At 70.8% G+C, this 22893-nt stretch carries 21 protein-coding genes; 14 read left to right on the forward strand and 7 right to left on the reverse strand.

The features are described 5' to 3' along the window. The first annotated feature begins 393 nt into the window (after window positions 1–393). Window positions 394–1311, forward strand: a complete 918-nt coding sequence (locus BLW84_RS25515) for an ABC transporter substrate-binding protein (RefSeq protein WP_093269804.1) — start codon at window positions 394–396, stop codon at window positions 1309–1311. 161 nt (window positions 1312–1472) lie between these two features. Here BLW84_RS25515 and BLW84_RS47665 read toward each other — a convergent pair whose 3' ends face one another. Next, window positions 1473–1616, reverse strand: coding sequence for a hypothetical protein (locus tag BLW84_RS47665; protein ID WP_177226684.1), 144 nt, complete (start codon window positions 1614–1616; stop codon window positions 1473–1475). A 151-nt stretch (window positions 1617–1767) separates the two neighbouring features. Here BLW84_RS47665 and BLW84_RS25520 point away from each other — a divergent pair, with 151 nt between their 5' ends. Next, window positions 1768–2973, forward strand: a complete 1206-nt coding sequence (locus BLW84_RS25520) for an NsdA family TPR-like regulatory protein (RefSeq protein WP_143061101.1) — start codon at window positions 1768–1770, stop codon at window positions 2971–2973. A 104-nt stretch (window positions 2974–3077) separates the two neighbouring features. Here BLW84_RS25520 and ssuE read toward each other — a convergent pair whose 3' ends face one another. Together ssuE and BLW84_RS25530 are read right to left on the reverse strand one after the other, a co-directional pair. Further along, on the reverse strand, window positions 3078–3638 hold the full coding sequence (gene ssuE / locus BLW84_RS25525) for an NADPH-dependent FMN reductase (RefSeq protein WP_093269809.1): 561 nt from the start codon (window positions 3636–3638) through the stop codon (window positions 3078–3080). Window positions 3639–3929: 291 nt separating this feature from the next. After that, complete coding sequence (locus tag BLW84_RS25530) at window positions 3930–4916, reverse strand: nitroreductase family protein (protein ID WP_093269811.1); 987 nt, start codon at window positions 4914–4916, stop codon at window positions 3930–3932. Window positions 4917–5276: 360 nt separating this feature from the next. Here BLW84_RS25530 and BLW84_RS25535 point away from each other — a divergent pair, with 360 nt between their 5' ends. The 4 genes from BLW84_RS25535 to BLW84_RS25550 all read left to right on the forward strand — a co-directional run bounded on the left by BLW84_RS25535 (window position 5277) and on the right by BLW84_RS25550 (window position 10092). Then, on the forward strand, window positions 5277–6539 hold the full coding sequence (locus tag BLW84_RS25535) for an aminotransferase family protein (protein WP_093269814.1): 1263 nt from the start codon (window positions 5277–5279) through the stop codon (window positions 6537–6539). A gap of 456 nt (window positions 6540–6995) precedes the next feature. After that, the gene (locus BLW84_RS25540) at window positions 6996–7505 is read left to right on the forward strand and encodes a histidine kinase (RefSeq protein ID WP_093269868.1); all 510 of its coding nucleotides are present in this window, start codon (window positions 6996–6998) and stop codon (window positions 7503–7505) included. Window positions 7506–7605: 100 nt separating this feature from the next. Further along, complete coding sequence (locus tag BLW84_RS25545) at window positions 7606–9471, forward strand: transketolase (RefSeq protein ID WP_425441753.1); 1866 nt, start codon at window positions 7606–7608, stop codon at window positions 9469–9471. A gap of 423 nt (window positions 9472–9894) precedes the next feature. Further along, window positions 9895–10092 carry a DUF2795 domain-containing protein gene (locus BLW84_RS25550; RefSeq protein WP_093269873.1) on the forward strand — a complete coding sequence of 66 codons (198 nt, stop codon included), beginning with the start codon at window positions 9895–9897 and terminating at the stop codon, window positions 10090–10092. 26 nt (window positions 10093–10118) lie between these two features. On the opposite strand, the gene BLW84_RS25555 is transcribed toward BLW84_RS25550, so the two are convergent. Together BLW84_RS25555 and BLW84_RS25560 are read right to left on the reverse strand one after the other, a co-directional pair. Then, a complete protein-coding gene (locus tag BLW84_RS25555) occupies window positions 10119–10397 on the reverse strand; it encodes a DUF3040 domain-containing protein (protein WP_093269817.1) in 279 nt (92 codons plus the stop codon). A 226-nt stretch (window positions 10398–10623) separates the two neighbouring features. After that, window positions 10624–12489 carry a collagenase gene (locus BLW84_RS25560; protein WP_093269819.1) on the reverse strand — a complete coding sequence of 622 codons (1866 nt, stop codon included), beginning with the start codon at window positions 12487–12489 and terminating at the stop codon, window positions 10624–10626. Window positions 12490–12689: 200 nt separating this feature from the next. Here BLW84_RS25560 and BLW84_RS25565 point away from each other — a divergent pair, with 200 nt between their 5' ends. Both BLW84_RS25565 and BLW84_RS25570 read left to right on the forward strand, forming a co-directional pair. Then, a complete protein-coding gene (locus BLW84_RS25565) occupies window positions 12690–13646 on the forward strand; it encodes a LysR family transcriptional regulator (protein WP_093269822.1) in 957 nt (318 codons plus the stop codon). A 109-nt stretch (window positions 13647–13755) separates the two neighbouring features. Beyond that, window positions 13756–15042 (forward strand): MFS transporter, encoded by a 1287-nt coding sequence (locus BLW84_RS25570; protein ID WP_342743177.1) that lies wholly within the window; start codon window positions 13756–13758, stop codon window positions 15040–15042. Here the strand turns inward: BLW84_RS25570 and BLW84_RS25575 are convergent. Then, window positions 15027–16055: an MBL fold metallo-hydrolase gene (locus tag BLW84_RS25575; protein WP_093269828.1), complete on the reverse strand. Its 1029-nt coding sequence runs from the start codon at window positions 16053–16055 to the stop codon at window positions 15027–15029. The genes BLW84_RS25570 and BLW84_RS25575 overlap by 16 nt on opposite strands. Window positions 16056–16591: 536 nt before the next feature. Here BLW84_RS25575 and BLW84_RS25580 point away from each other — a divergent pair. From BLW84_RS25580 to BLW84_RS25595, 4 genes are read left to right on the forward strand one after another with little or no spacing between them, the layout of a single operon-like run. Then, on the forward strand, window positions 16592–18034 hold the full coding sequence (locus tag BLW84_RS25580) for an APC family permease (protein ID WP_218157460.1): 1443 nt from the start codon (window positions 16592–16594) through the stop codon (window positions 18032–18034). Then, window positions 18031–18360 (forward strand): hypothetical protein, encoded by a 330-nt coding sequence (locus BLW84_RS25585; protein ID WP_177226675.1) that lies wholly within the window; start codon window positions 18031–18033, stop codon window positions 18358–18360. The genes BLW84_RS25580 and BLW84_RS25585 overlap by 4 nt, the downstream gene beginning before the upstream one ends. Then, window positions 18350–19483, forward strand: coding sequence for an amidohydrolase family protein (locus BLW84_RS25590; RefSeq protein ID WP_093269836.1), 1134 nt, complete (start codon window positions 18350–18352; stop codon window positions 19481–19483). Before BLW84_RS25585 ends, BLW84_RS25590 begins: the two co-directional genes overlap by 11 nt. Then, a complete protein-coding gene (locus tag BLW84_RS25595; RefSeq protein ID WP_218157461.1) occupies window positions 19480–20610 on the forward strand; it encodes a M20 metallopeptidase family protein in 1131 nt (376 codons plus the stop codon). Before BLW84_RS25590 ends, BLW84_RS25595 begins: the two co-directional genes overlap by 4 nt. A 105-nt stretch (window positions 20611–20715) precedes the next feature. Here the strand turns inward: BLW84_RS25595 and BLW84_RS25600 are convergent, their stop codons facing one another. Continuing rightward, a complete protein-coding gene (locus BLW84_RS25600; RefSeq protein ID WP_093269838.1) occupies window positions 20716–21567 on the reverse strand; it encodes a MurR/RpiR family transcriptional regulator in 852 nt (283 codons plus the stop codon). A 163-nt stretch (window positions 21568–21730) separates the two neighbouring features. Between BLW84_RS25600 and BLW84_RS25605 the strand changes: the two genes are divergently transcribed. Both BLW84_RS25605 and BLW84_RS49960 read left to right on the forward strand, forming a co-directional pair. Further along, window positions 21731–22429 carry a FadR/GntR family transcriptional regulator gene (locus BLW84_RS25605; RefSeq protein WP_093269879.1) on the forward strand — a complete coding sequence of 233 codons (699 nt, stop codon included), beginning with the start codon at window positions 21731–21733 and terminating at the stop codon, window positions 22427–22429. A 228-nt stretch (window positions 22430–22657) separates the two neighbouring features. After that, the coding region (locus BLW84_RS49960) for a helix-turn-helix domain-containing protein (RefSeq protein WP_281247442.1) at window positions 22658–22893 on the forward strand (236 nt) is incomplete at its 3' end.

The following is a 22893-nucleotide window of genomic DNA, read 5'->3' on the forward strand; positions in this document are numbered from 1 at the left end:
GGTCGGCCGCTTGTCGCGGCTGACGTCATCCCTCCTTCGCGCCACCAGCCGCTGCAGAACGCTATTTCCAGACTCATCTTGCGTGGCGGTGCGGGTAGCGGCCCCCTGCGGGAGTTACAGACGCCGCCTGGCTGTGGGAGCCCCGACTTACGTATGTCCAATACGCGGCATCGGGGACTGGCCTCGCCCAGTAGCCCAGAAGGCGGGCACAGTCTGAGAACCCGCGGCGGTGCGAGTTGCGAGGGTGGGCTAAGCGGCTGCGCCGCTTCAAACACACAAAGCCCGCGCTACCACACCCGACTGCACCACATCCAAAACAGCCGCTGCAGCTGACCACCTCGCACGGGCCACCACCACCTCGCCCGATCGCTGCACTCGAAGGGTTCACACCGAATGCTGCCCCGTTTCAGAACGATCGTCGTGATGCTGACCGCGGCCGGGTTGCTCGCCGGCTGCGCGCCCGGCGCGATCCCGACCGAAGCCGCGCCCGGTCTCGATGCGACCGCCGACGTGATCTCCGCTGTTCCCAAGGACGAAGCGATCGCGGCGCTGCTGCCGCCGGACGTCAGGCAGGCCGGGGTGCTGACCTTCGGCAGCTCGCTCGACGGCAGCCCGCCCGGCGCGTTCTACCTGGCCGACAACCGGACCGCCGTCGGCGTGGACATAGACGTCGCCGAAGCCGTCGCCCGCGTGCTCGGCGTGCGGATCGACCGGCAGGACGCCGCGTTCGACACCATCCTGCCCGCGCTGGGCAGCGGCAAGTTCCAGGTCGGCACCGGCAACTTCGGGGTCACCGAGGAGCGCAAGAAGACCGTCGACTTCGTGACCTACCTCAACGACGGCCAGGGCCTCGCGGTCCGCCAGGACAGCGATCTCACCCCGGTCACCGACGTCACGCAGCTGTGCGGGCACACCATCGGCACCGGCGCGGGCACGACGTTCGAGACGACGCTCAACGCCCACCAGCACCGCTGCGGCGAGCTGGGCCGGCCGGCCTACCAGGTGCTGGTCTTCAAGGAGATGAGCGCGCAGTACTCCGCCCTGCAGCAGGGCAAGGTCGACGTGCTGATGAGCACGATCAACGGGCTGCGCTACACGGTCAGCCAGCAGCCGAACCTGCGGTTCCTCAACGAGTTCCGGCGCCTGAACGTCGGATTCGCGCTGCCGAAGAACTCGCCGCTGGCACCCGCGTTGCAGCCAGCGGTGAACAAGCTGATCGAGGACGGCACCTACGAGCGGATCGTGCGCAAGTGGGGCGTCGAGGACTCGGCGATCAGCACCTCCGAGACCAACCCGCCGGAACTGCGCTGAGCCGGAGACGCGATGAAAAGGGCGCTGTTAGACCGTGGAGGCCGTTGAGTCCACAATGGACAAGGGCGTCAGCACCACGCCCGGACGAGCCACGCGGTCAGTCCCGGACGACGATCCGGGTGCCGCTCTCGGCCGGTGCGGCCACGTGGCCGCGCCGGCTTCTACAGCCGTTCCTCCCGACGCCGCGCCTCCGCCTTCAGCGCCTGCTTCTCCCGGTGTCCCGGCAGCCACCACACGATGAAAAGCGGAACGAAGATCACCGACCAGGCCAGCAGCCCGAGCAACATCGCCAGTGCCTCATGCATGCCTCGAACATCGACACCAGACCGCGCCAGGCCTAGGGCATTCGGGTTGGGCAGGTTGGGGCAGATCGGGGCGCCTGGCAGCATCAACAGCATGGCCCGCGCCCGCAACGATCGACTCCGCGCAGCCCGTGAGGCGACCCCCTCCCCACGGATGCCAGGGGAACCGTCGTCCCGTGCTGAGCTCGCCGAAGCCGTCAACGCCTGGGTTGCTCAGCACACCCGACGAGCCGGAGCCCTCGACGCGCACTACATAGCTCGGTTGGAACGCGGCGCGGTGCGCTGCCCCGGACGGGACTACCGCGCCGGGTTCCGGGCCGTGCTGGGTGCCGCTGACGACGCCGAACTCGGGTTCTCCACCAGCACCCCACCCACCGGAAAGGCTCTGCGAGCGTCAGAGGATCACCCCGAACCGACCCAATCCGGGGTGATCCTCCCGATGGCCGATCAGGACGCACCCGCAACAAGTGACTACCTCGACGAAATGCGCCGGACGATCTCCCACCTCGTCGCCCTCGACGGCGTGCACGGGGGAGCCGAAGTCGCCCCGATCGCCCTGCGGTGCTTCCGGCGGGCGCAGGGCATTCTCGGCGAAGGCCGCTGCGTACCGGCGATCGAACGGGACCTCGAAGCCGTCACTGCCGAGCTCGGCGAACTCTCCGGATGGCTGCTGTTCGATGCCGAGCGGCACGACGAGGCGCGGGCGGTCAACGCCGAAGCGCTCGAACTCGCCCACATCGCAGGCGACACGTCAATGCAGTGGTTCATCCTCACTAACCAGGCACTAGCCAGCGTGCACGTCGGCCGTGCCCGCGAAGCACTGCGGATCTCGACCCGCATGAGCGGCCGGGCCGAACTACCCGGCCAGGTCCGGGCACTGTTCGACGTTCGCACCGCCCGCGCCCTGGCCGCGCTCGGCGACGAGACCGAAGCCCTGCGGGTATTCGATCGTGCCCGTTCCGCATTCACCGACGGCACCACCGGCCGCGATCCGGGCTGGTCATGGTGGTTCGACGAACGCGAACTCGCCGGACACGAGGGGATGGTGTACGCCAGCCTCGGCAACTACGACAAGGCACTCCCGCGCCTGGCGGCCGCCGTCGAACGATCCGAAGGACGCGAACACTTCCGGTGGGCGCTCTACATTCACCGGGCGAACCTGCTCAGGGCATCCCTGCTCGCCGGATCATGGTCCGAAGCCGAACGGGTCGCCGCCGACGTGGCTTCGATGGTCGGCGAGATCGCATCGGCACGGACAGAAGTCATTCTCCGCCGGACCGCGGCGCCACCAGAGCAACGCCCAGCGTTGCCATCCACCCTTGGCGACGCACTCGACCACATCGCACGGCGAGTCTCATAACGTGCGCCCGTTCGGCGTTGTGGCTGCCCGTGAGCCCGCCCAGTGCGTCTCGGGAATCATGCCGACAACAGGGAAAAGATGGAGGCGCCCTTTACCTCGTGCCGTTAGGCCGTGCGGCCGAGGACGGTCGAGTGCGGGACGCCGTCCAGCGCTTTGGTGAACTGCTCGATGACGTCGGCCAGCGGTTCGGCGCTGTCCGGGTGGACGCTGAGCTGGTCGTCGACCACCGAGATGTGCTTGTCCAGCAAGAAGAAGCTCTGCACCGCGTGGCGGGCGCCCAGCGAGTGCACCACCGGGCGCAGCGCGTAGTCGATGGCCAGGACGTGGGCGACCGTGCCGCCGGTCGCCAGCGGCAGCACCGCCTTGCCGGCGAAGCCGAACTGCGGCAACAGGTCGAGGAAGGCCTTCAGCAGGCCGGAATACGCCGCCTTGTAGGTCGGGGTGGCCAGCACGACGCCGTCGGCCTCGGCGACCTTGCCGATGGCTTCGGCGATCGCCGGGGCCCGGGTGTCGGCGCCGAGCAGCGCATCCGCGGGCAGGGTGCGGACGCGCAGGTGTTCGGCGCTGCGGCCGGACGCCGCGATGCGCTGGGCGATGTGCTCGCCGATCCGTTCGGTCTTCGAGGTGCGCGACGGGCTGCCGGAGATGATGAGGACGCTGGACACACGTGCTCCCTGGGTCCGAGATTTCAGTCCGATGTGGACTGCCTGCTGATCCGGACCTCCGCCGCGATGCGGAGCCCGGGCTGGCGGAGCGCTAGGAACGACACGCTTGGGCCGACACGCGGCGGAAATCCACGTGCCGCCGCTTCGTGAGCACCGGGAACATCACGAATCAATCGCAACAGAGCACCACCGGCATGTCAATGCGGTATCCGCCCGTCCCACCAGCCGGACGCGGGGCGGCGCACCGGGCGGGATTCACCCGCCGGATGGCTTAGTGAACACAGTGGACGGTCAGTCGGCGAACAGGTCCGGCAGCGGGCGGCGGCCGGCTCGCGGCACCGGGATCGCCAGCGGGTAGCCGATCCGCATCAGCAGCTGCGGCATCCCGCCGAGGCCGAGCTCGACGCTCAGCCCGGCGCGGACCTCCGACAGCCGCAGCGGTTGCGTCATCACCGACGCGACCAGGCCCAGCCGCGTCGCCTCCAGCCAGGCCCGCTCCGCGGCCTCCCCGGCCAGCAGCTGGTCCCGGGGGCCGTCGGTGATCGTGCTGAAGACCAGCACCGATTCCTGCGCCAGCGACCGGGCGATCTGCTCCTGGTCGGGCAGGCGGGTGGCGCCGGTCGCCAGCCCGGTCGCGGACACGCCGCGCGTGGGCAGCGCCTCCGCCGGCAGCCCCTCGTCCGAGACCGGCCCGATCCAGGCGCCCAGCTCGCGCTGGTAGGTCTTGTCGGCGTGATTGGCGCGCGCGGCATAGGCCAGCAGGCGCGCCAGCGCGTGCTCCTCGGCGGGCCCGTCCACCCAGGTGGCCTGCGTGGTCGCCGCGGTCGCCACGGCGGTGCGCGCCAGGTGCGGGACCGGGCGCGTGTTGAAGGCGCGCCGGAAGCTCACCCGGCGGCCGATGGCTCGGCGGCGCTCCCGGTCGATCGCGGTCGTCGGCCGCCGGCGCGTGCCGATCACCATCGCCTCGCCTTCGTCGGCGTGCCACTGGACGTCGGTCGCCCAGCCCAGCCCGCGCATCGCGATCGCGAGGTTGGCGACCGCCGCGCCGCACGACAGCCGCCGGTCGCGGCCGTCCGGGTCGTGGTGGGCGAGCTCCGCCGTCGAGCGCAGCCGCAGCACGGCGGCGCGCCCCTGCACTCGCAGCGACCAGGGCTGCGTGTTGTGCACGGAGGGCGCCCGGCGCACCGCCTCGGCCAGCACCGCTACCTCCTCCGGCGTCCACGGCCGCTCGTCGGCGGAATCGGATGACTGGCGGCGGAGCATCGGGAGCCAGCTCATGACCGGTCCGCCTCTCCGCGATTCACAGTGGTGGTTGCGTTCAGCCCGATTTCCCGTTGCGTGGTTTCTCGTGGCTGGTTCGCGTCACGGTCCCCTGGGGTGCGGTCGAGGAGGACTGAGGTTGACACAGGGCTACTCATGCGGCGAGCACCTTCACGGGTCGGCAAAAACCACGACACTGCCGTCAGCGGCGGGCCGCCAGCAGAGGAGAAGGTCCCGGCTGTGACCGGTCCCGCAATCACAGCGCGTGATCATCGGTGGCGATCTGGCCAACTCGATCGGCGAATTTCGGCGTTTTGGCACTGGCGTACCGGCGGGTGGTACGACCAAGCTGGGGGCGCGATACCGAAGGAGGACTGCATGTCGACAGCACCGCGCGACACCGCGTTGTGGCACCCGTTCGCGGACATGTTCCAGGTCAAGAGCAGCCAGTTCTGCGTCAGCAAGGCCGACGGGGTCTGGATCTACGACCAGGAGGGCCGCCGCTACCTCGACGGCACCGCGAGTCTGTGGTACGCGAACGTGGGCCACGGCCGCACCGAGATCGTCGAGGCCGCCGCCGCGCAGATGCGCGAGCTGGAGTCCTACTTCGTGTTCAACGACTTCACCAACCCGCCTGCCGAGGCGCTCGCCGACCGGCTCTCGCAGCTCGCCCCGATGGACGGCGCGAAGATCTTCCTCACCACCGGCGGCGGCGAGTCGATCGACACCGCCGCCAAGCTGGCCCGGCAGTACTGGGCGCAGCGCGGGCAGCCGCAGCGCACCCACATCCTCAGCCGCGGCAACGCCTACCACGGCACCAACGGCATGGGCACCAGCATCGGCGGGATCGAGGTGAACCAGGCCGGGTTCGGCCAGCTCGTGCCGGAGGTCGGCCGGGTCGCCCACGACGACGCCGAGGGTCTGCGGGAGGCCATCGACCAGCTCGGCGCCGACCGGGTGGCGGCGTTCTTCGCCGAGCCGGTGATGGGCGCCGGCGGGCTGTACCCGCCGGAGCCGGGCTACCTGGAGGCGGTCGCCAAGATCTGCGCCGAGCACGACATCCTGTTCGTCGCCGACGCGGTGATCTGCGGGTTCGGCCGGGTCGGCACCTGGTTCGGCGTCGAGCGGTGGGGCCTGCAGCCCGACATGATCACCTTCGCCAAGGGCGTGACCAGCGGATACCTGCCGCTGGGCGGCGTGGTGATCGCCGAGCGGGTGGCCGAGCCGTTCTGGAACCACCCGGGCCGCCCGTTCCGGCACGGCGCGACCTACTCCGGGCACCCCACGGTGGCCGCCGCGGCCCTGGCCAACCTGGACATCCTGGAGCGGGAGAAGCTGCTGCAGCGGGCCGACGAGCTGGAGCGCCCGCTGCACGACGCGCTGCAGCAGCTGGCCGACCACCCCGCCGTCGCCGAGGTGCGCGGCGGCACCGGCCTGCTCGGCGCCGTCGAGCTGGCGCCGGAGGTGCTGGCCGCCGACCCCGGCGCCGTGGGCCGCGCGCAGACCGCGATCCGCGATCTCGGCGTGATCGTGCGCCCGCTGGGCAAGGCGCTGGCGGTGTCGCCGCCGCTGATCATCAGCGAGTCCGAGATCGACCTGATCGGCAAGGCGATGCAGGAGGGCCTGGACGCCCTCGTGTGACCCGATCGGGGTGCCCGCCGACCAGCGGGCACCCCGCCGGGCACCGGGCTCGGGCACTGCCGTTGTGGAACCGATACGTACCGGTCTGTACCAACCGCGATTCGTGCCGTACGTTTCTGGCCAGACCACTGTGCCCGGCCCGCCCGGTGCCGACGCGTTCGGCGCTCGACACCGGAATTCGCTGCGCTGGAACGGGGTTCCCCGGAGATCGTCCACAACAGACAGTCAAGGGATGGCGAACAGATGCACCGAGCCACCTGAGGCACCGCACCGGGCGGGGCCAAGCTGTCGCCGCGTGGTGCGCACGCCGGAGAGATCGAAAAGCCAGCCCGAAACCGAGCCGCGAGCGGTGACGCCCGTAGTTCCGCCCCTGAAGTCAAGCCACCCGCTCGTGTTGGCAAGATAAGGCTCACGGGTGAAGGCGCGCAGCGGACGCGGATGGAGGACGACAACCAGGTGAACACTCAGACCTCCCAAGTCGACGACCTACGGCTCATCGCGCTGCCCAGCGCGGTGAACTGCGCCGAGATGTTCGTCCGGTTCACCCTCGCCGAGTGGTCCCTGCGGGAGCTGATCGGCGAGACCTCGCAGCTCACCACGGCGCTGGTGACAGCGGCGGTCGACAGCGCGAACCCCGAGACCCCCGGTTTCATCACCGTCCGCCTGCGGCTCAGCGGCGAGAGCCTCGTCGCCGAGGTCGAGGACGAGCTGGCGAGCGTCCCGCCGGCGCTGGCGCCCGGATTCGCGGGCGGCCGCTGCGGCGCGACGACCCTGCGCAGCGGCGGCACCCTCGTGTGGTGCGAGCTGCCGCTGCCGGGTGGTGTCTCGGCGAACGCGGTGCCGCTGCCGCGCCGCTCCCGCAGCAGGCGCGCCCAGGCCGAGCACCAGACCGACGAAACGGCCGAGATCGACCCCGAGGTGATCAAGCGCCTCCTCACCGGCCTCAGCAACACCGACCTGACCTGACAGGCCGGGCAGGTACCGGCACGGATCGCAGTTTCAATTGAAACTGCGATCCCCCGACGCCCCCTCACTCGCGGTTTCGATCGAAACCGCGGACCTGCTGATGCTGGTTTCGGTGGAGGTGCGTGCGGGCATCTCCCCTGGCATGGACCATCTGAGCTTCCGAATCGAGTTGGCGCAGCAGCTGCGGGTCGACTCCGTGCGGGCCAGCAGCGCCGCCGGTTCCGGGCACCCCACGTCGTCCATGTCTGCCGCCGACCTGATGGCCGGGCTGCTGGACGGGCACCTGCGGCTGGACTTCGACCACCCCGAAGACCCGCGCAACGACCACCTGATCTTCTCCAAGGGTCACGCGTCCCCGCTGTACTACTCGTGCCTGAAGACGGTCGGCGCGATCGACGACGCCGAGCTGCTCACCTTCCGCGAGTTCGGCAGCCGCCTGGAGGGCCATCCGACGCCGGTGCTGCCCTGGGTCGACGTCGCGACCGGCTCGCTCGGCCAGGGCCTCCCGATCGGCGTGGGTCTGGCGCTGACGGCGCAGCGGCTCGACCGGCTGCCGTACCGGGTGTGGGTGCTCTGCGGCGACAGCGAGATGGCCGAGGGATCGATCTGGGAAGCTCTGGAGCACGCCGGGCACGAGCAGCTCGACAACCTCATCGCGCTGATCGACGTCAACCGGCTCGGCCAGACCGGGCAGACGATGCACGGCTGGGATCTCGACGCCTACGCCGCCCGGGCGTACGCCGCCGGGTGGCGGGTGCTGCAGATCGACGGCCACGACCCGGAGCAGGTGGAGGCCGCGCTGAAGGACGCCGAGTCCGGCGACGGGCGGCCGGTCGCCGTGCTGGCGGCCACCAAGAAGGGCAAGGGCGTCGCCGAGGTCGAGGACCGGCCGGGCTTCCACGGCAAGCCGCTGGTGCACCCGGACGAGGCGATCCGCGAGCTCGGCGGCATCCGCGACCTGCGGGTGACCTGTGCGAAGCCGACCGGCGACGAGACGCCGCACGTCTTCGAGGCGCCCGGCGGCGGGCTGCCCGCGTTCGAGCCCGGCGCCGCGGTCGCCACCCGCAAGGCCTACGGCGAGGCACTGCGCGCGCTCGGCGACCGCCGCGGTGACCTCGTGGCGCTCGACGGCGAGGTGTCGAACTCGACCTTCTCCGAGCTGTTCCGCGACGCCCACCCGGCCCGCTACTTCGAGATGTACATCGCCGAGCAGCAGCTGGTCGCCGCGGCGATCGGCATGCAGGTGCGCGGGTGGGTGCCGTTCGCCTCGACGTTCGCCGCGTTCCTCAGCCGCGCCTACGACTTCATCCGGATGGCCGCGGTGAGCCGGGCGAACCTGCGCCTGATGGGCTCGCACGCCGGTGTGTCGATCGGCGAGGACGGGCCGTCGCAGATGGCGCTGGAGGACCTCGCCGAGTTCCGCGCGGTGCACGGCAGCGCGGTGCTCTACCCGTGCGACGGGAACCAGACCGTGCAGCTGGTCGCCGAGATGGCCGACCGCGACGGCATCAGCTACCTGCGGACGACCCGCGGCGCCACGCCGGTGATCTACGAGCCCGGCGAGGAGTTCCCGGTCGGCGGCTCGCGGATGGTGCGCGACGGCGACGACGTCACGCTCGTCGGCGCGGGCATCACCCTGCACGAGGCGCTCAAGGCGGCGGAAACGCTTGCGCGGGAGGACATCCAGGCCCGCGTCATCGACCTGTACTCGATCAAGCCGGTGGACGTCGACGCGCTGCGGCGGGCCGCCGCGGAGACCGGCGGGCTGGTCACCGCCGAGGACCACTGGCCGGAAGGCGGCCTCGGCGAGGCCGTGCTCAGCGCCCTCGCGGGCACCGGGGCGCCGGTGCGCGTGCTGGCGGTGCGCGGCATGCCGGGCTCCGGCACGCCGGCCGAGCTGCTGGGCCAGGCGGGCATCGACGCACCGGCCATCGCCCTCGCGGCCCGCGAAATGGTCGCCGTCTGACCACTGTGGACTCTCCGGACATGCGGCCAGCAGCCCGGTCGTCGCCGCGCCGGCGGCGATCACGGCCGCCATGCTGCGCGCGGTGGTGATCCGCGACAACCGCCCGTAGCCCATCCGGCCGCGCCGGTCAGCGCCGGGACGATCTGGCACGCAGAGAATCAGCAGCGCCACCGACCAGCCGGTGTCCGCGCTGATCGCCGGTGCCAGCACCGGGAAGGCGCCCAGCTCGTGATCTCCGTGCCGCACAGGACGACCAGGACCCGGCGCCGCGCGGCTTCGCCGAGCCCGCTCATCTCTGCGTCCCGCGGCTTTCCAGCGTCCCCGCCAGCCCCATCCGCGCCGTCATCACCGTGCCGCGTGTGCGTGCCGCATGGGAGGGGTAGCCGGATGTCGACCCAACCGGCTCGACGGGCGGTGGGAACGATGCCCGTACCCGATCGCGGAGAACTCCTCAGGTTCCTCTGCCATGTGCGTTTCCCGGCCACCAAGCAGGAGATCTACCAGCAGTGCGTCGCGCTGGGCGCCCCGGCGGCGCACCTGGAACGCCTCCGAAGCCTGCCCGACGGCGTCTTCGTCGAGCCCGACACCGTGCTGCAGGCGCTTCCCCACCCGGCTCCGTAAATCATCCATACAGGACAAATCGGCGGTCACTCCCGGAGTTTCCGCCTGGCATGCCACCAAACGCCGAACGCGACGGCGGCGGTGCTGATGACCAACGCGATCGCGGTCAGCACCAGCCCGCTCACCAGGCAGAGCACCGCCAGCAGCGCGACGAGGACGAGCACCAGGAACACCAGGAGCCGGCGCATGCCACCCCAGCTCCGGCCGCCGTCGAACCGGGCGAACTTCTCCGCCAGCCGAGGATCGCCGGACACCAGCTCGGATTCGATCTCGGCGAGCCTGTCCCGCTCGTGCCTGCTCAACATGACGAGCTCCTAGCTACGTTCCCTTCGACCCCAACGAGGTACCCGCCCCCCACCTGCCTCAAGCCCTTCAAGCCTGGCACGCCGGAGTTCACCGCCCTACGCGGCAGCCGGGTGATTTTCGGGCACGCACAGCGACGACGCCGATCACTGATCGTTGCCATTCGACGCGCGCAGGCGCGCGGCCGGCTCCACGCCGACCGCGCGCCCGCGGCTGGATCGCTATCGGTCAGGGCGTCGAGCAGGCGCCTGCGGCGCACTCGTTCAGCCAGTTCGACCAGTCCTGGTCGTAGCTCGTGCCGATGGTGCGGGTGAGGAAGTCGCGCGCGCCGTTCCAGTCACCCTGGCGGTAGTAGTTGAGCACGGTGCCGAGCTCGGCGCGGTGCCGGTCGAACATGTACCGGACCGCGAGATATCCCCACCGGTAGGTCCGGTTGGTGTCGCCGTTGTTGTAGGTGGTGTCCCACAACTCGCTCAGCCGGTAGGTCTGCTTGCCGGCCTCGTCGATCGCCTCCTGGTACGGCTGGTTGCGGTAGGAGTAGGAGATGTACTCGCCGACGCCCTCGATCCACCACACCGTGGGCGTGCTGGTCGACGCCGCGAAGTCGCCGTGCATGTTGAAGCGCCCGTCGAGGTAGTGCGTGTACTCGTGGTTGAGGTTCCAGATCTCGAAGGTGGGCCGCTGCCACTCGGCCTCGTAGGCGATGAACCGCGGCAGGTTGCCCGGCTTCGCGGGGTCGCCTTCGAGGTACATGCCGCCGTTGTTGGTGCTGATCCCGAAGATCACGCCCGCGTAGGTCTGGTAGTCGGCGCTGGAGTCGAACGCGACCACCTCGATGGTCGTGTTGTTGTCGTCCGCCACCGGCTGGCCGCCGTCCTGGACCTTGTCGTGGAAGAACGCGTCCTGGCCGTTGAGGCTGGTACAGCTGGCCGCAAGTTCCTCGGCCGACATCTGCTGAGCGCGGATGCTGATGCTCGGCGAGCAGGTGTGCTTGACGGTCAGGACCGCGTCGGTCAGCCGCTGCTGCAGGTCGCAGGTGCCGTATTCGCCGCAGTTCTGCTTGTCGTAGTAGTCGGTCATCTGGGCGACGCTCACCCACAGCGGCGCGGTCGGGCCGGTCATCTGACTGCGGCCGAGCAGGTCCTTGAGCAACGGCCGGACCTTGTCGCGCAGCGCCTCGTGCTGCACGAAGCGCCCGAGCTCGAGGCCCGCGTTGGCGGTCAGGAAGCGGTTTTTGGTGCCGAGCAGGTCGAGGTGCTGCGTCGCGAAGGTGTGCACGGTGTCCACCACGCTCGGGTCGGCGTGGACCGCGTCGACGAAGTCCGGGAACTGGTGCCCGCGGAACAGCACGGTGTAGACGCTGTTGACCGCGTTGACCATCCAATAGAACTGGTCGTAGGACGAGTCGTAGGCGGTGAGCAGCCGCTTGACGACCTCCAGGTAGCGGCCGTTCTCGGTGGAACTGTCGATCAGAATGACCGATTCGGAGAGTACCTGGCCGCTCTCGTCGCTGACCGTTCCGGACTTCGGGTTGCCGAAGAACGCGTCCAGCCCGCCCTGGATCGCCGCCTTGAGCGCCGGCCCGTACTCACCCACGCTTCCCGGGTCGCCCCACTGGACGTAGTACCCGGCGCGCAGGAAGAGCACCAGCTGCAGGGTGTTCGTGCTGTTGTCGCCGGGATAGGCGGCGGCGTTGTCCCGGAGCGCATTGGCGACCGTGACCATCTGCTCTTCCCGGAACGCCCCGTGGGCGTCACCGCCGGTAAGGCGGAACAGCGTGTTGATGCAGTCGGGGGTGGCAGACTGGATCTGACGGACGAGTTCACTTCCGGTATTGCCGGTGAACTGTGACGGATCGCAGTCCGGCGCCTGCACCTCAGCCTGCGCCGAAGGGCGCGGCCGGAACGGGAAGTCCTGCACTTCAAAGTACTTGCGCCGCTGGGCGGAGTCGTCCGCGGGCAGCGGCGGGCGGTCCTTGGCCTCCAGCGTGCGGACCGGGCTCTTTTCCGTTGGCGCGGTGGGCTTTTCGGCCGGGCCCGGCGCCGACTGCGCGACGGCGGGCGAAATCAGGGCCAAGACCAGGCTGAGCAGCATGATCCAAAGCGCGGCAGGGCGCCGGCTCCGGGCGGCATGAGGCGGTCTTTTCGGCACGTTCGACCTCCTAGCGAGGAAGATTTCGGCAAGGGGGCGGAGCGGGGATACCGGTCTCCCGACTCCTGGAACGTGCGCACGTTGCGAGAATTCTGGCATCAGAAGGACACCTGGCCCCATAAGCGGCGATATAAAGTTCCGCTATGACGATCGAGATCCGGCAGCTCCGGATGATCTGCGCGATCGCGGAGGCGGGCAGTATCACGCGCGCCGCGGCCAGGATGGAACTCACCCAGCCTGCACTGAGCAACCAGCTGCACGCGATCGAACGGATGCTGGGCGATGCGCTGTTCGTCCGGAGCAGGACCGGCGTCGTGCCGACGGAATTCGGCCGGCGGACCCTCGATCGCGCCCGGATCGTGCTGTCGGAGGTCGATTCCCTGTTCGGCGGTGCGGGCAGTCCGCAGGCGTCGACCGAGCCGCTGCGCCTGGGATGTGCCCACATAGCGTGCATTTCGAGCATCGTGGACCGGGTTCAGGCCGCCCCGCTGGGACGTTCGGTGATGCTGCACGTCGAGTCTTCCGCCGCGGTGCTGGCGGATTCGCTCGCCAGCGGCCGGTACGACGCGGCCCTGCTGGGCATCATGGCGGGTTTCGACGTCCCGCTGGAGCGGCCGGTCACCAGCCGCGTGCTGGTCCCGCGCTATCCGTGCTTCGTCGCGCTGGCCGCCGACCACCGGTTGGCCGGCCGCGAACAGGTGCGGCTGGGCGATCTGCGCGACGAGGCGTGGATCGGGCCGCCCGGCGCCGACGACGGCTCGCTGGCCGCGCTCCGGGCCGCGTGCCTGGAAGCCGGTTTCGAGCCCCTGATCCGCTTCGAGGCGCCCAGCGGCGGCGGCCGCGAGCTGGTCGCCAACGGACACGGGATCCGGGTGGTGGAGCCCACATTCGCCGTGCCCCCCGGCACCGTCGCCCTGCCCCTGGAAGGAGATCCGCTGATGGCGCGGCTGCTGGTGGCCTGGCGGCCGGACCGCATCACCCGGGAGCAGGCGGACCTGCTCTACCGGGAGATCGCCCGCGCCTACCTGCTGCATGTCACGGACAACCCGCGGTTCCACCAGTGGTGGCAGGCCCATCCCGAGATGCACCCGGTGCTCTGAGCCGGAATTCCCGCTCGCGCGGCCGAAGGTTGCCCCGGCACAACCGCGAGAGGTAGACAATGTCCATGATTGCGCCTCGTTCTTCCCCTTCCTCGCGCGGAATTCCGCGGTGTCCGGCTACTTCCCGAACCGGCCGGTGAGCGGGGGCGTGACCGTCGACGATGCCGTGAACTCCGATGCCGCAAACCAGATCCGGCGACGCGTGCAGCGCCGGACCATCCGCGCGCTGATCTGCTCGCAGGTCCTGGCCGGTGCCGGGCTGTCCTCCGGCGTGGTCGTCGGGGCGCTGCTGGCCGAGGACATGCTCGAATCCAAGCGCTGGGCCGGGATCACCAGCGCGCTGTTCACCCTCGGTGCAGCCATCGCCGCACTGCTGATCGGCCGGTTGTCGCAGCGCAGCGGCCGCCGCAGCGGCCTCTCGGTCGGGTTCGCCGTCGGCGCGCTCGGGGCGCTCGGGATCGTGGCGGCGATCCTGCTGGACAACGCCGCCCTGCTGCTGATCTCGTTCCTGCCCTACGGCGCGGGCACCGCGACGAACCTGCAGGCCCGCTACGCGGGAGCGGATCTGGCGGATCCCGCGCACCGCGGGCGCGCCCTGAGCATCGTGCTGCTGGCGACCACCGGCGGCACGGTACTCGGCCCGAACCTCACGGAAGTCACCGGCTCAGCGGCAGAATCCGTTGGCCTTCCTGCGTTTTCCGGGCCGTTCCTGCTCTCCGCCGTCGCATACGGCGCGGCGGCCCTGCTGCTGACCGTGCTGATGCGCCCGGACCCACTGCTGACCGCGCGAGAGCTGGCCGCCCAACAGGATTCCGGCGCGGCGCAGACGAGCGGGAACGGGCCGCGCGGCAGCCTGGCGCTCGGTGCGGGAGCGATGGTGCTGACCCAGCTGGTCATGGTGGCGGTGATGACCATGACACCGATCCACATGCGCGACCACGGTCACGGGCTCGCCGAGACCGGCCTGGTGATCGCCGTGCACATCGCGGGCATGTACCTGCCGTCGCCGCTGACCGGCGCGCTCGCCGACAAGTTCGGCCGGCACGCGATGATCGCCGCAGGCGGCGTCGTGCTGCTGGCCGCCGGGCTCGTCGCGGCGTTCGTCCCGGAGCACTCCGTCGCCGGGCTCGCGGTCGGCCTGGGGCTGCTCGGGCTCGGCTGGAACCTCGGCCTGCTGGGCGGGACCGCGATGGTCACCGACGCCGCCCCGCTCGCGAACCGGGCCCGCATCCAGGGCCGGGTCGACCTCGCGGTCTCGCTGGCCGGCGCGACGGCCGGGCTCTCCAGCGGGCTCGTGATGGCCTCGACGAGCTACAGCGCGCTGGCCATCGGCGGCGGCGTGCTCGCCGTGTGCGTGCTGCCGTTCCTGATCCGCATCGGTCAGGCCTCGGAGTAGTGCACGACCCCTTCGACCGTCTCCTTGACGAGCTTGCCCTGCAGGCTCAGCACGTCCAGGTGGGCGGCGGTTTCCAGCACCGCCAGCATCTGGTTGAAGGGGTCGCCGAGCTCGTCGAAGCTGCGCTCGCGGTGGGTCCAGGTCAGCGCCCGCGCCGCCTCGTACGCGGTGCTCGCGCCGTTCACCACGACCGCCGCCATCGCGTCGAGGCGGGAGTCGTGGTGGTCGAGCAGCTCGTCGACGCGCTGGTGGACGCTGTCGGTGGCCGGGCCGTGCGCGGGCAGCAGCCGCATGTCGGGCAGCGCGCGGACGAGCCGCAGCGACGCCAGGTAGTCGCGCAGCGGGGTCTCGGTGGGGGCCTGCTCGAACCCGATCGACGGCGTGATGTGCGGCAGCACGTGGTCGCCGGCGAACATCAGCGCGGCGTCGTCGTCGATGAAGACCAGGTGGCCGCGGGTGTGGCCGGGCGTGGCCAGCGCGCGCAGGGGCCGGTCGGCGAGCGTGATGTCGGTGGATTCGCCGATCCACTCGTCGGGTTCTTCCCAGAAGTGCGGGCCGCGCGGGCCGTCGTCGCGGGCGGCGATGACCGCGTCGCGCACCGGCTTCGCGCCGCATTCGGCGAGCAGCTCGATCTGCTTGGCCAGCGGCCGGTGCCCGGGGTCCGCCAGGGCGTTGATGGTGTGCCGCTCCTCCTCGCCCAGCAGCACCTTGGAGCCGAACTCCCGCCGCAGCGCCACCGCCTGCGTGTAGTGGTCGCGGTGCGCGTGGGTGACCAGGAACCGGCTGATGTCGCCGAGCCCGGCGCCGATCTGGCGCAGCGCGGCGGCGAGCTGCTCGCGCGCCTCGTCCAGCGCCCAGCCGCCGTCGACGAGCGTCAGCGTGTCGCCGTCGGCGATCGCGTAGACGTTCACGGCGCGCAGGCCGTCGTTGGGAAGGGGCAGCGGGATCCGGTGCACGCCCGGCGCGACTTCGTACGCGCCCGGCTCGATCCACTCGTGCCGCGAGTCGCCCATGACCACACCTCCAAGCGCGCCCCCACCTGGGCGGTCCATCAGGAGTACCACACGCATACCAACCAGTCAGTACGCCTGTGACGACATCGCGGCGCCGGAATCCGGCCCCACCCGGTCGCCACATCGAGTCTCCGCCGGGCGCCGATGGACGTGCGGATCGCCGCCGAGCTGGGAAATTTAGCCACGCGAACGGCTCAGCCGGCAACCGGCCGGATCGTCCACACAGGACATCCGCCACGTGGGATGACGCCGAATCGTGGCGTTCATCACGTTCGACCGTTCGCCGCACGGAGGACGTCCCGCGGACCGCGACGTTTCGGCTGATCACAGACTTGCGGACGCCTTGCGTCACCCCGGCGCACGGCCATCTAGCAGGGCAAACGACCCGCCAGGCGGAGCATCGCGCCGGAGGCGTCGCGCGGAGTGGCATGTTCGTTTCAAAATGGGCTATTGACTGCCGATATGGAATGGATGTTTCATTCTGTGCCGATGGGTCGCCCGCCGGCGGCCGCCGTTCGCCGCCAGCTGGAGCAGCCGTGCCTGATCGAACCCGCGCCCCACGCAAGCTGCGTTTATGGGAAGCCCTGGCCCTGTCGGTGGGCCTGATGGGCCCGACCCTCGCGATGGGCCTCAACGGCGCGGGCGTCGCGGCCACCGCGGGGAAGGCCGTGCCGCTCGTCTTCGTCCTCGGGCTGATCGGCGTCGCCCTGGTCGGCTACGGGTTCTGGCGGCTCACGCAGCACTTCAACCACGCCGGTTCGGTCTACGCCCTGGCCGGGGCGACGATCGGGCCGCGCGCCGGGTTCTTCGGCGGCTTCGCGCTGCTGGGCACCTACCTCTTCTTCCTCACCTGCACGCTCGCCGCGACCGGCGTCTTCGCGCACGCCTTCCTGCAGGCGCTGGGGATCCCGGCCGCGACGCCGTGGCTGGTCGTGGCCCTGCTCGCCGCCGTCGCGGTCGGCCTGCTCAACTCGCGCGACACCCGCATCACCGCGCGCACCCTGCTGATCGTCGAAGGCGTCGGGATCGTCGCGATGGCGGTGCTGGCGTTCGTGGTCATCGGCCGGGTGGCGGGCGGCTCGGCCCCGCGCGGGCAGACCCTCGATCTGTCGGTCTTCACCGCGCAGGGGACGACCCTCAGCGCGGTCATGACCGCGACCGTGTTCGCGTTCGTGTCCTGGGCGGGCTTCGAGGCGTGCGCGTCGCTGGGCGAGGAGACCGACAACCCGCGGCGCAACATCCCGCGGGCGCTGGTCGGCAGCGTGCTGCTGACGGGCGTGCTGTACGTCTTCGTGATGTTCGCCCAGACCATCGGCTTCGGCACCGACGAGGCGGGCGTCGCGGAATTCGCCGGCTCCGAGGCCGCCCTCGCGACGCTGTCCGAGCAGTACGTCGGGGCCTGGTTCGCGCTGGTCATCGCGTTCACCGCGGTGGCGTCGGCGTTCGCCTCCGCGCTGTCGTCGTCGGCCGCCGCCGCGCGGCTGGTCTACGCCCTGGCCCGCGACGGCTTCGGCCCCGCCCGGCTGGCCCGGACCAACCCGCGCACCGGCGCGCCGACCGCCGCCTTGGCGTTCGTGTGCACGGTGGCGGCGATCCTGGTGGCGATCGTCGCCGGGTTCGGGATCTCCGCGTTCGACGCGTACTACTGGTTCGCGACCATCGGCGTGCTGTGCATCCTGGTCGCCTACGCCGTCGCCGGGGCCGGGGTCATCGCCTTCACGCTCTCCGGCCGCGCCTCGATCCCCAAGTACGAGATCGTGCTGCCGATCGCGGGCATCGCCTACCTTGGCTTCGTGATCTTCACGCAGTCCACCGGTCAGCCCGCGCCGTTCTCCTACTTCCCGTGGATCGCCGGGGCCTGGTGCCTCGCCGGTGCCGTCGTGCTGCTGGCCGCCCCTGGGCTGGCCCAGCGCATCGGCGAGCGGCTGACCGCCGAACTCGCCGCCCAGGAACCACAGGACGCGAGGAGCGCGCTGTGACCACCGTTTTCGTCGCCACCTGCGATCTCGCCGGGCTGACCAACCCGCGGCTCGCGCTCGGCGTGCTGATCCGGGCCGGGCTGGCGGGCCTGACCTCCGGCTACGACGAGCCGGAGGACGCCGCCGAGGCCGACCTCGCCGGAGTGCCCGCGCTGCCCGACTCGCTCGAATCGGCGTTGAAAGCGCTGGAATCCGACGGCGTGGTGCGATCGTGGTTCGACCCGTCGCTGCTGGCCACGCAGCTCTCGGTGAAGCGCACCGAACTCGCGCACCTCGACGGACTCGACGACGCGGAACGCACCCGGAGGATCGCGGATGTCTACTGAGGACCTCGCGGCGGCCGTCGACGGCCTGCCGCTGGTGGATCACCACGTGCACGGCGCGCTGGCCGGCGAGGTGGACCGCCCGGCGCTGGAGCTGATGCTCACCGAATCCGACCGGCCGGTGCCGGCGTGGATGACGCAGTTCGACTCGCAGCTGGGCTTCGCCATCCGCCGCTGGTGCGCCCCGGTCCTCGGCCTGCCCGCGCACGCCGATGCGGCCGACTACGTGGCGCGGCGGGAAGAACTCGGTGCCGAGGAGGTCACCCGGCGGCTGCTGGCCGCCAGCGGCATCGGGCACTACCTGGTCGAAACCGGTTACAAGGGCGACGAGATCCTCTCCCCCGGCGGGATGGCATCGGCCTCCGGCGTCCCGGCCGACGAGGTCGTGCGCCTGGAGACGGTGCTGGAGGATCTCGCGCGCAGCGGAGTGGGCGCGGCCGAGCTGCCGTCGCGGTTCCCGGAGGTGCTCGCGGAGCGCACGGCCGACGCGGTCGGGCTCAAGAGCATCGTCGCCTACCGCTACGGCTTCGACTTCGACCCGCAGCGCCCGTCGGAGGCGGAAGTCGTTGCAGCCGCGGGGAACTGGCTGCGGTCCGGCTCCCCGCGCGTGGACGATCCGGTGCTGCTGCGCTTCTTGCTGTGGTCGGGCGCCGACCGGGGCCTGCCGTTGCAGCTGCACGCCGGGTACGGCGATCCCGACGTCGAGCTGCACCGCTGCGACCCGCTGCTGCTGACGCGGTTCATCAAGCTGGTCGAGCCCTCCGGCGTCGACCTGATGCTGTTGCACTGCTACCCGTTCCACCGCAACGCCGGATACCTGGCCCAGGTGTTCCCGCACGTGTACTTCGACGTGGGTCTCGGCGTGAACTACAGCGGCGTCCGCTCCGCAGCGGTGGTCGCCGAGTCGCTGGAGCTCGCGCCGTTCGCGAAGATCCTGTTCTCCTCCGACGCCTGGGGCCCGCCAGAGCTGCACCACCTCGGCGCGTTGCTGTGGCGGCGGGGCATGCTCAAGGCGCTTTCGGAGTGGGTCGAGGCCGGCGAGTGGTCCGAGCCGGACGCGATCCGGGTGGTCCGCATGATCGGCCAGGACAACGCGCGCCGCGTCTACCGCCTGGACCAGCGGTGAAGCGGCTGCTGACGGAGCTGGACCGGCAGCTGGAGTCCGCAGTGGACATCCGCCACCAGATCCACGCCCGGCCCTGCGTGTCCGGCTCCGAAGGGCCCACCCTGGACCTGGCGCTGGCGAACCTGCCGGGAGCGGTGACCCGGATCGGCGACACCGCCGCGGTCGTGCGGGTCGGCGGCGAGGGCCCGGCCGTCGCGGTGCGAGCGGAGCTCGACGCGCTCGCGATCACCGAGCGGACCGGCGTCGACTGGGCATCCCGGCATCCCGGCGCGATGCACGCGTGCGGCCACGACGTGCACCTCGCCGCGTTGATCGCGCTGACACGCGCCGTCGACGCGGCCGGTGGTCCGGCGCCGCTGCTCGCGGTGCTGCAACCGCGCGAGGAGACATATCCTTCGGGGGCTGCGGAGATCGCGGAAAGCGGTGTCCTGCAAGCAGAGCAGTGCCGTTCGGTGATCGGCGCGCACGTGCAGCCGCTGCTGCCAGCCGGGACGGTGGCGTGCACGCCGGGCGTGGTCAACGGCTCGTCGGACGAGTTCACGCTGACCGTGCGCGGCGAGGGCGGGCACGCCGCGTACCCGCACCGCACGCACGACCCGGTGGTGGCGCTCGCGCACGTGATCGTCGCGCTGCAGAGCATGATCAGCCGGACCGTCGACCCGATGGCCTCGGTCGTGCTCGGCGTGACGACCCTGTCGGCGGGCACTGCCGCGAACGTCGTTCCAGGGCAAGCCGTTGCGCGCGGCACGGTGCGCGCGATGGCGACCGCCGATCGCACGGACGTCCACAAGAGACTCGCCGAGGTCGCCGACCTGACCGCCCGCGCGCACGGCTGCTGCGCCGAGGTCGAGCTCGTGCACGGCGAGCCGGTCCTGGACAACGACGCGGAGCTGGCGAAGGCGACCGCCCCGCTGCTCGGCGAGCTGGGCCTGCGGGTCTCCGACGACCTGCGTTCGGCCGGGTCGGACGACTTCTCCTACTTCTCCGAGCTGTTCCCGTCCCTGATGATGTTCGTCGGCACCCACGGCGGCGCGGAACTGCTCCACTCCCCCACCTTCCTCCCGCCGGACGACCGCATCCGCGACGTCGCCCTGGCCATGCTCGCGGGCTACCTCGCCGCCGCCTGACACCGTGCCCCAGGTCAGAACCCGTGAGTACTTTGTGCTGCCATAGCATCACAAAGTACTCACGGGCCCCATGACCAGCGGAAACCCGCCGGGCGCGCCGAGTCGCTACTCCGCGACGTCTTCGGCCAGGTCGTCGTAGCGGGCCAGGCGCTTGCGCGGTTCGTCGCCGAGCTCGTCGACCAGCGCCGCCACCACCGCCTCGACCAGGGCGAGGGCCGGGACCAGGGAGTCGAACGGGGACGGCGCCTGGACGCTGGCGGGCAGCACGATGTCGGCCGAGCTGGCCAGCGGCGACAGCCACGGGTCGGTGAACAGGATCAGCGCCACGCCCTGCTCCTTGGCGAGATCGCCGAACCGGATCGTCGCCTTCTCGTACCGCCGGTAGTCGAACGCCACCACCACGTCGCGGCGCCCCATGTCGAGCAGCGCGGCTGCGCGGTCGCCGCCGCCGTCGGGCACGTGCGAGGTGCGCGGCCGCAGCTCGCGGAGGTGCCCGGCGAGGTACTGCGCCAGGATCCCGCTGAAGCGGCCGCCGATGGTCGTCACCGGGCGGCGCGCGTCGGCAAGCAGGGCCACCGCCGCGTCCACCTCGGCGGCGGGCGCCGCCCCCAGGCTCGACCGGATGCCCTGCGTGAAGGCCTCCACCGACCGGTCGAGGGCGTGATCGCCAACCCGGCCCGCGGTCTTGGCGTACATGTCCAGCGGCGAGGACAGCCGCTCGCCCAGCTCGTCCTTGAGCGCCTGCTGGAACTCCGGGTACCCGACGAAACCCAGCTTGCCGACCAGCCGGAGCACGGTCGGGGCGCTGACCCCGGCCCGGGCGGCGAGCCGGGCCACCGGTTCCAGCCCGGCGAGCGGGTAATCGGCCAGCAACGACCGGCAGACCTTCCGCTCCCCGGCGGTGGCGGTGCCCTGCTGCTGCCGGAGCAACTCCACCACGGGAGTTCGACCACTCATCAAGAACCCCACCAAAGTCCGCGAAACTCCCAGCACATCGGACTATACCCAGCCGGGCGGCGGCCGTGGGCGGTCCTCAGTGGACCGCGGACTTGACCGGGCGCGGACGGGCCGTTTAGGGTCGCTGGGTTCTGGACATCTGATGTCGCGCGAGGGGGTCCGGGTGTCACTGCCGGAAGAGCTCGCCGAGCGACTGCTCGGGGCGATCATCGACGGCACCCATCCGCCTGGAGTCGCGCTGCCTTCCGAGAGCGAGCTAGCCGAGCAGTTCTCGGTGAGCCGGCTGACCGTCCGCGAGGCGGTCAAGGCGCTCCGGGTGCAGAACGTCGTGCGCATCCAGCGGGGCCGCGGGACCTACGTGAACCCGCCCGCGCAGTGGACCGCGCTGGATCCGATGATCCGGGCCGCCACGGCGCCCCGGTCGAGCCGGGTGGTGTCGGAGAGCCTGATCGACGCGCGCCGGCTGCTGGAGGTCGGGGCCGCGGAGCTCGCCGCCGTCAAGCGGACCGCGGCGGACCTGGCGCAGCTGCGGGAACAGCTGCAGGACATGCAGTCCGCCGCCGACACCGACGACGTGGAGCTGTTCGTCGCGGCCGACATCGCCTTCCACAACACCGTGATGCAGGCGACGGGGAACGCGTTCATCCCGCTGATGTTCGAGCCGTTCGGGCGGCTGCTCGTCGAGGGCCGGCGGGAGACCTCGTCGGTCCGCGAGATCCGCGCCAACGCGATCGAGCACCACACCAAGATCCTGCAGGCGCTGGAGTCGGGAGATCCGGCGAGGGCCAGGCAGGCGATGATCGACCACCTCGCGCAGACCTCCGAAGACCTGCGCACCCACCTGATCGACAAGCGCCCCTGAAGTTCCGCCGCGCTCCATTCCCAAATTCAGGCAGGACCCGCCCCAACCCGGGTTTCCAATTTTAGGCAAAATTGGAAACCTACCCACCCCCCAGAACCGAAGCCCCAATTTTAGGCAAAATCGCGACGGCTGCCCCGGCCCCGGTTCGCGATTCCAATTTTAATGATCTTTTGGTTATAGGGTGTGTCGTTGTGCTTGGTTTGTGTTGCCCGGTGGGATGATTGTGGCGTGGCGAGGTCTTCACGATCGACGGGTAAGCAGTCCCGTGAGAACAAATCTGGCGCCGCTAGGCGGGATTTCGAGGCGCTGCGTGAGCGGCGGAGGCGGGCGGCGGAGATGTTCGAGCGGGGCGAGCGGCAGGTCGATGTGGCCTCGGCGTTGGGGGTATCACAGCAGACCGCATCGAAGTGGCACCGGGCGTGGTTGACAGGTGGCCACGAGGCGCTGGAGGGCGCCGGTCGTGC

Source organism: Saccharopolyspora shandongensis, assembly GCF_900106995.1.
GTDB lineage: Bacteria > Actinomycetota > Actinomycetes > Mycobacteriales > Pseudonocardiaceae > Saccharopolyspora > Saccharopolyspora shandongensis.

Bases quoted from the DNA above. Each gene is read 5' to 3' on its own strand.
- BLW84_RS25555 (WP_093269817.1), bottom strand. From the start codon at position 10,397: ATGTTGAGCAGGCACGAGCGGGACAGGCTCGCCGAGATCGAATCCGAG.
- BLW84_RS25600 (WP_093269838.1), bottom strand. From the start codon at position 21,567: ATGAGTGGTCGAACTCCCGTGGTGGAGTTGCTCCGGCAGCAGCAGGGC.
- BLW84_RS25515 (WP_093269804.1), top strand. From the start codon at position 394: ATGCTGCCCCGTTTCAGAACGATCGTCGTGATGCTGACCGCGGCCGGG.
- BLW84_RS25535 (WP_093269814.1), top strand. From the start codon at position 5,277: ATGTCGACAGCACCGCGCGACACCGCGTTGTGGCACCCGTTCGCGGAC.
- BLW84_RS25520 (WP_143061101.1), top strand. From the start codon at position 1,768: ATGCCAGGGGAACCGTCGTCCCGTGCTGAGCTCGCCGAAGCCGTCAAC.
- BLW84_RS25550 (WP_093269873.1), top strand. From the start codon at position 9,895: ATGCCCGTACCCGATCGCGGAGAACTCCTCAGGTTCCTCTGCCATGTG.
- BLW84_RS25545 (WP_425441753.1), top strand. From the start codon at position 7,606: ATGCTGGTTTCGGTGGAGGTGCGTGCGGGCATCTCCCCTGGCATGGAC.
- BLW84_RS25560 (WP_093269819.1), bottom strand. From the start codon at position 12,489: ATGCTGCTCAGCCTGGTCTTGGCCCTGATTTCGCCCGCCGTCGCGCAG.
- BLW84_RS25575 (WP_093269828.1), bottom strand. From the start codon at position 16,055: ATGGGCGACTCGCGGCACGAGTGGATCGAGCCGGGCGCGTACGAAGTC.
- BLW84_RS47665 (WP_177226684.1), bottom strand. From the start codon at position 1,616: ATGCATGAGGCACTGGCGATGTTGCTCGGGCTGCTGGCCTGGTCGGTG.
- BLW84_RS25530 (WP_093269811.1), bottom strand. From the start codon at position 4,916: ATGAGCTGGCTCCCGATGCTCCGCCGCCAGTCATCCGATTCCGCCGAC.
- BLW84_RS25590 (WP_093269836.1), top strand. From the start codon at position 18,350: ATGTCTACTGAGGACCTCGCGGCGGCCGTCGACGGCCTGCCGCTGGTG.
- BLW84_RS25565 (WP_093269822.1), top strand. From the start codon at position 12,690: ATGACGATCGAGATCCGGCAGCTCCGGATGATCTGCGCGATCGCGGAG.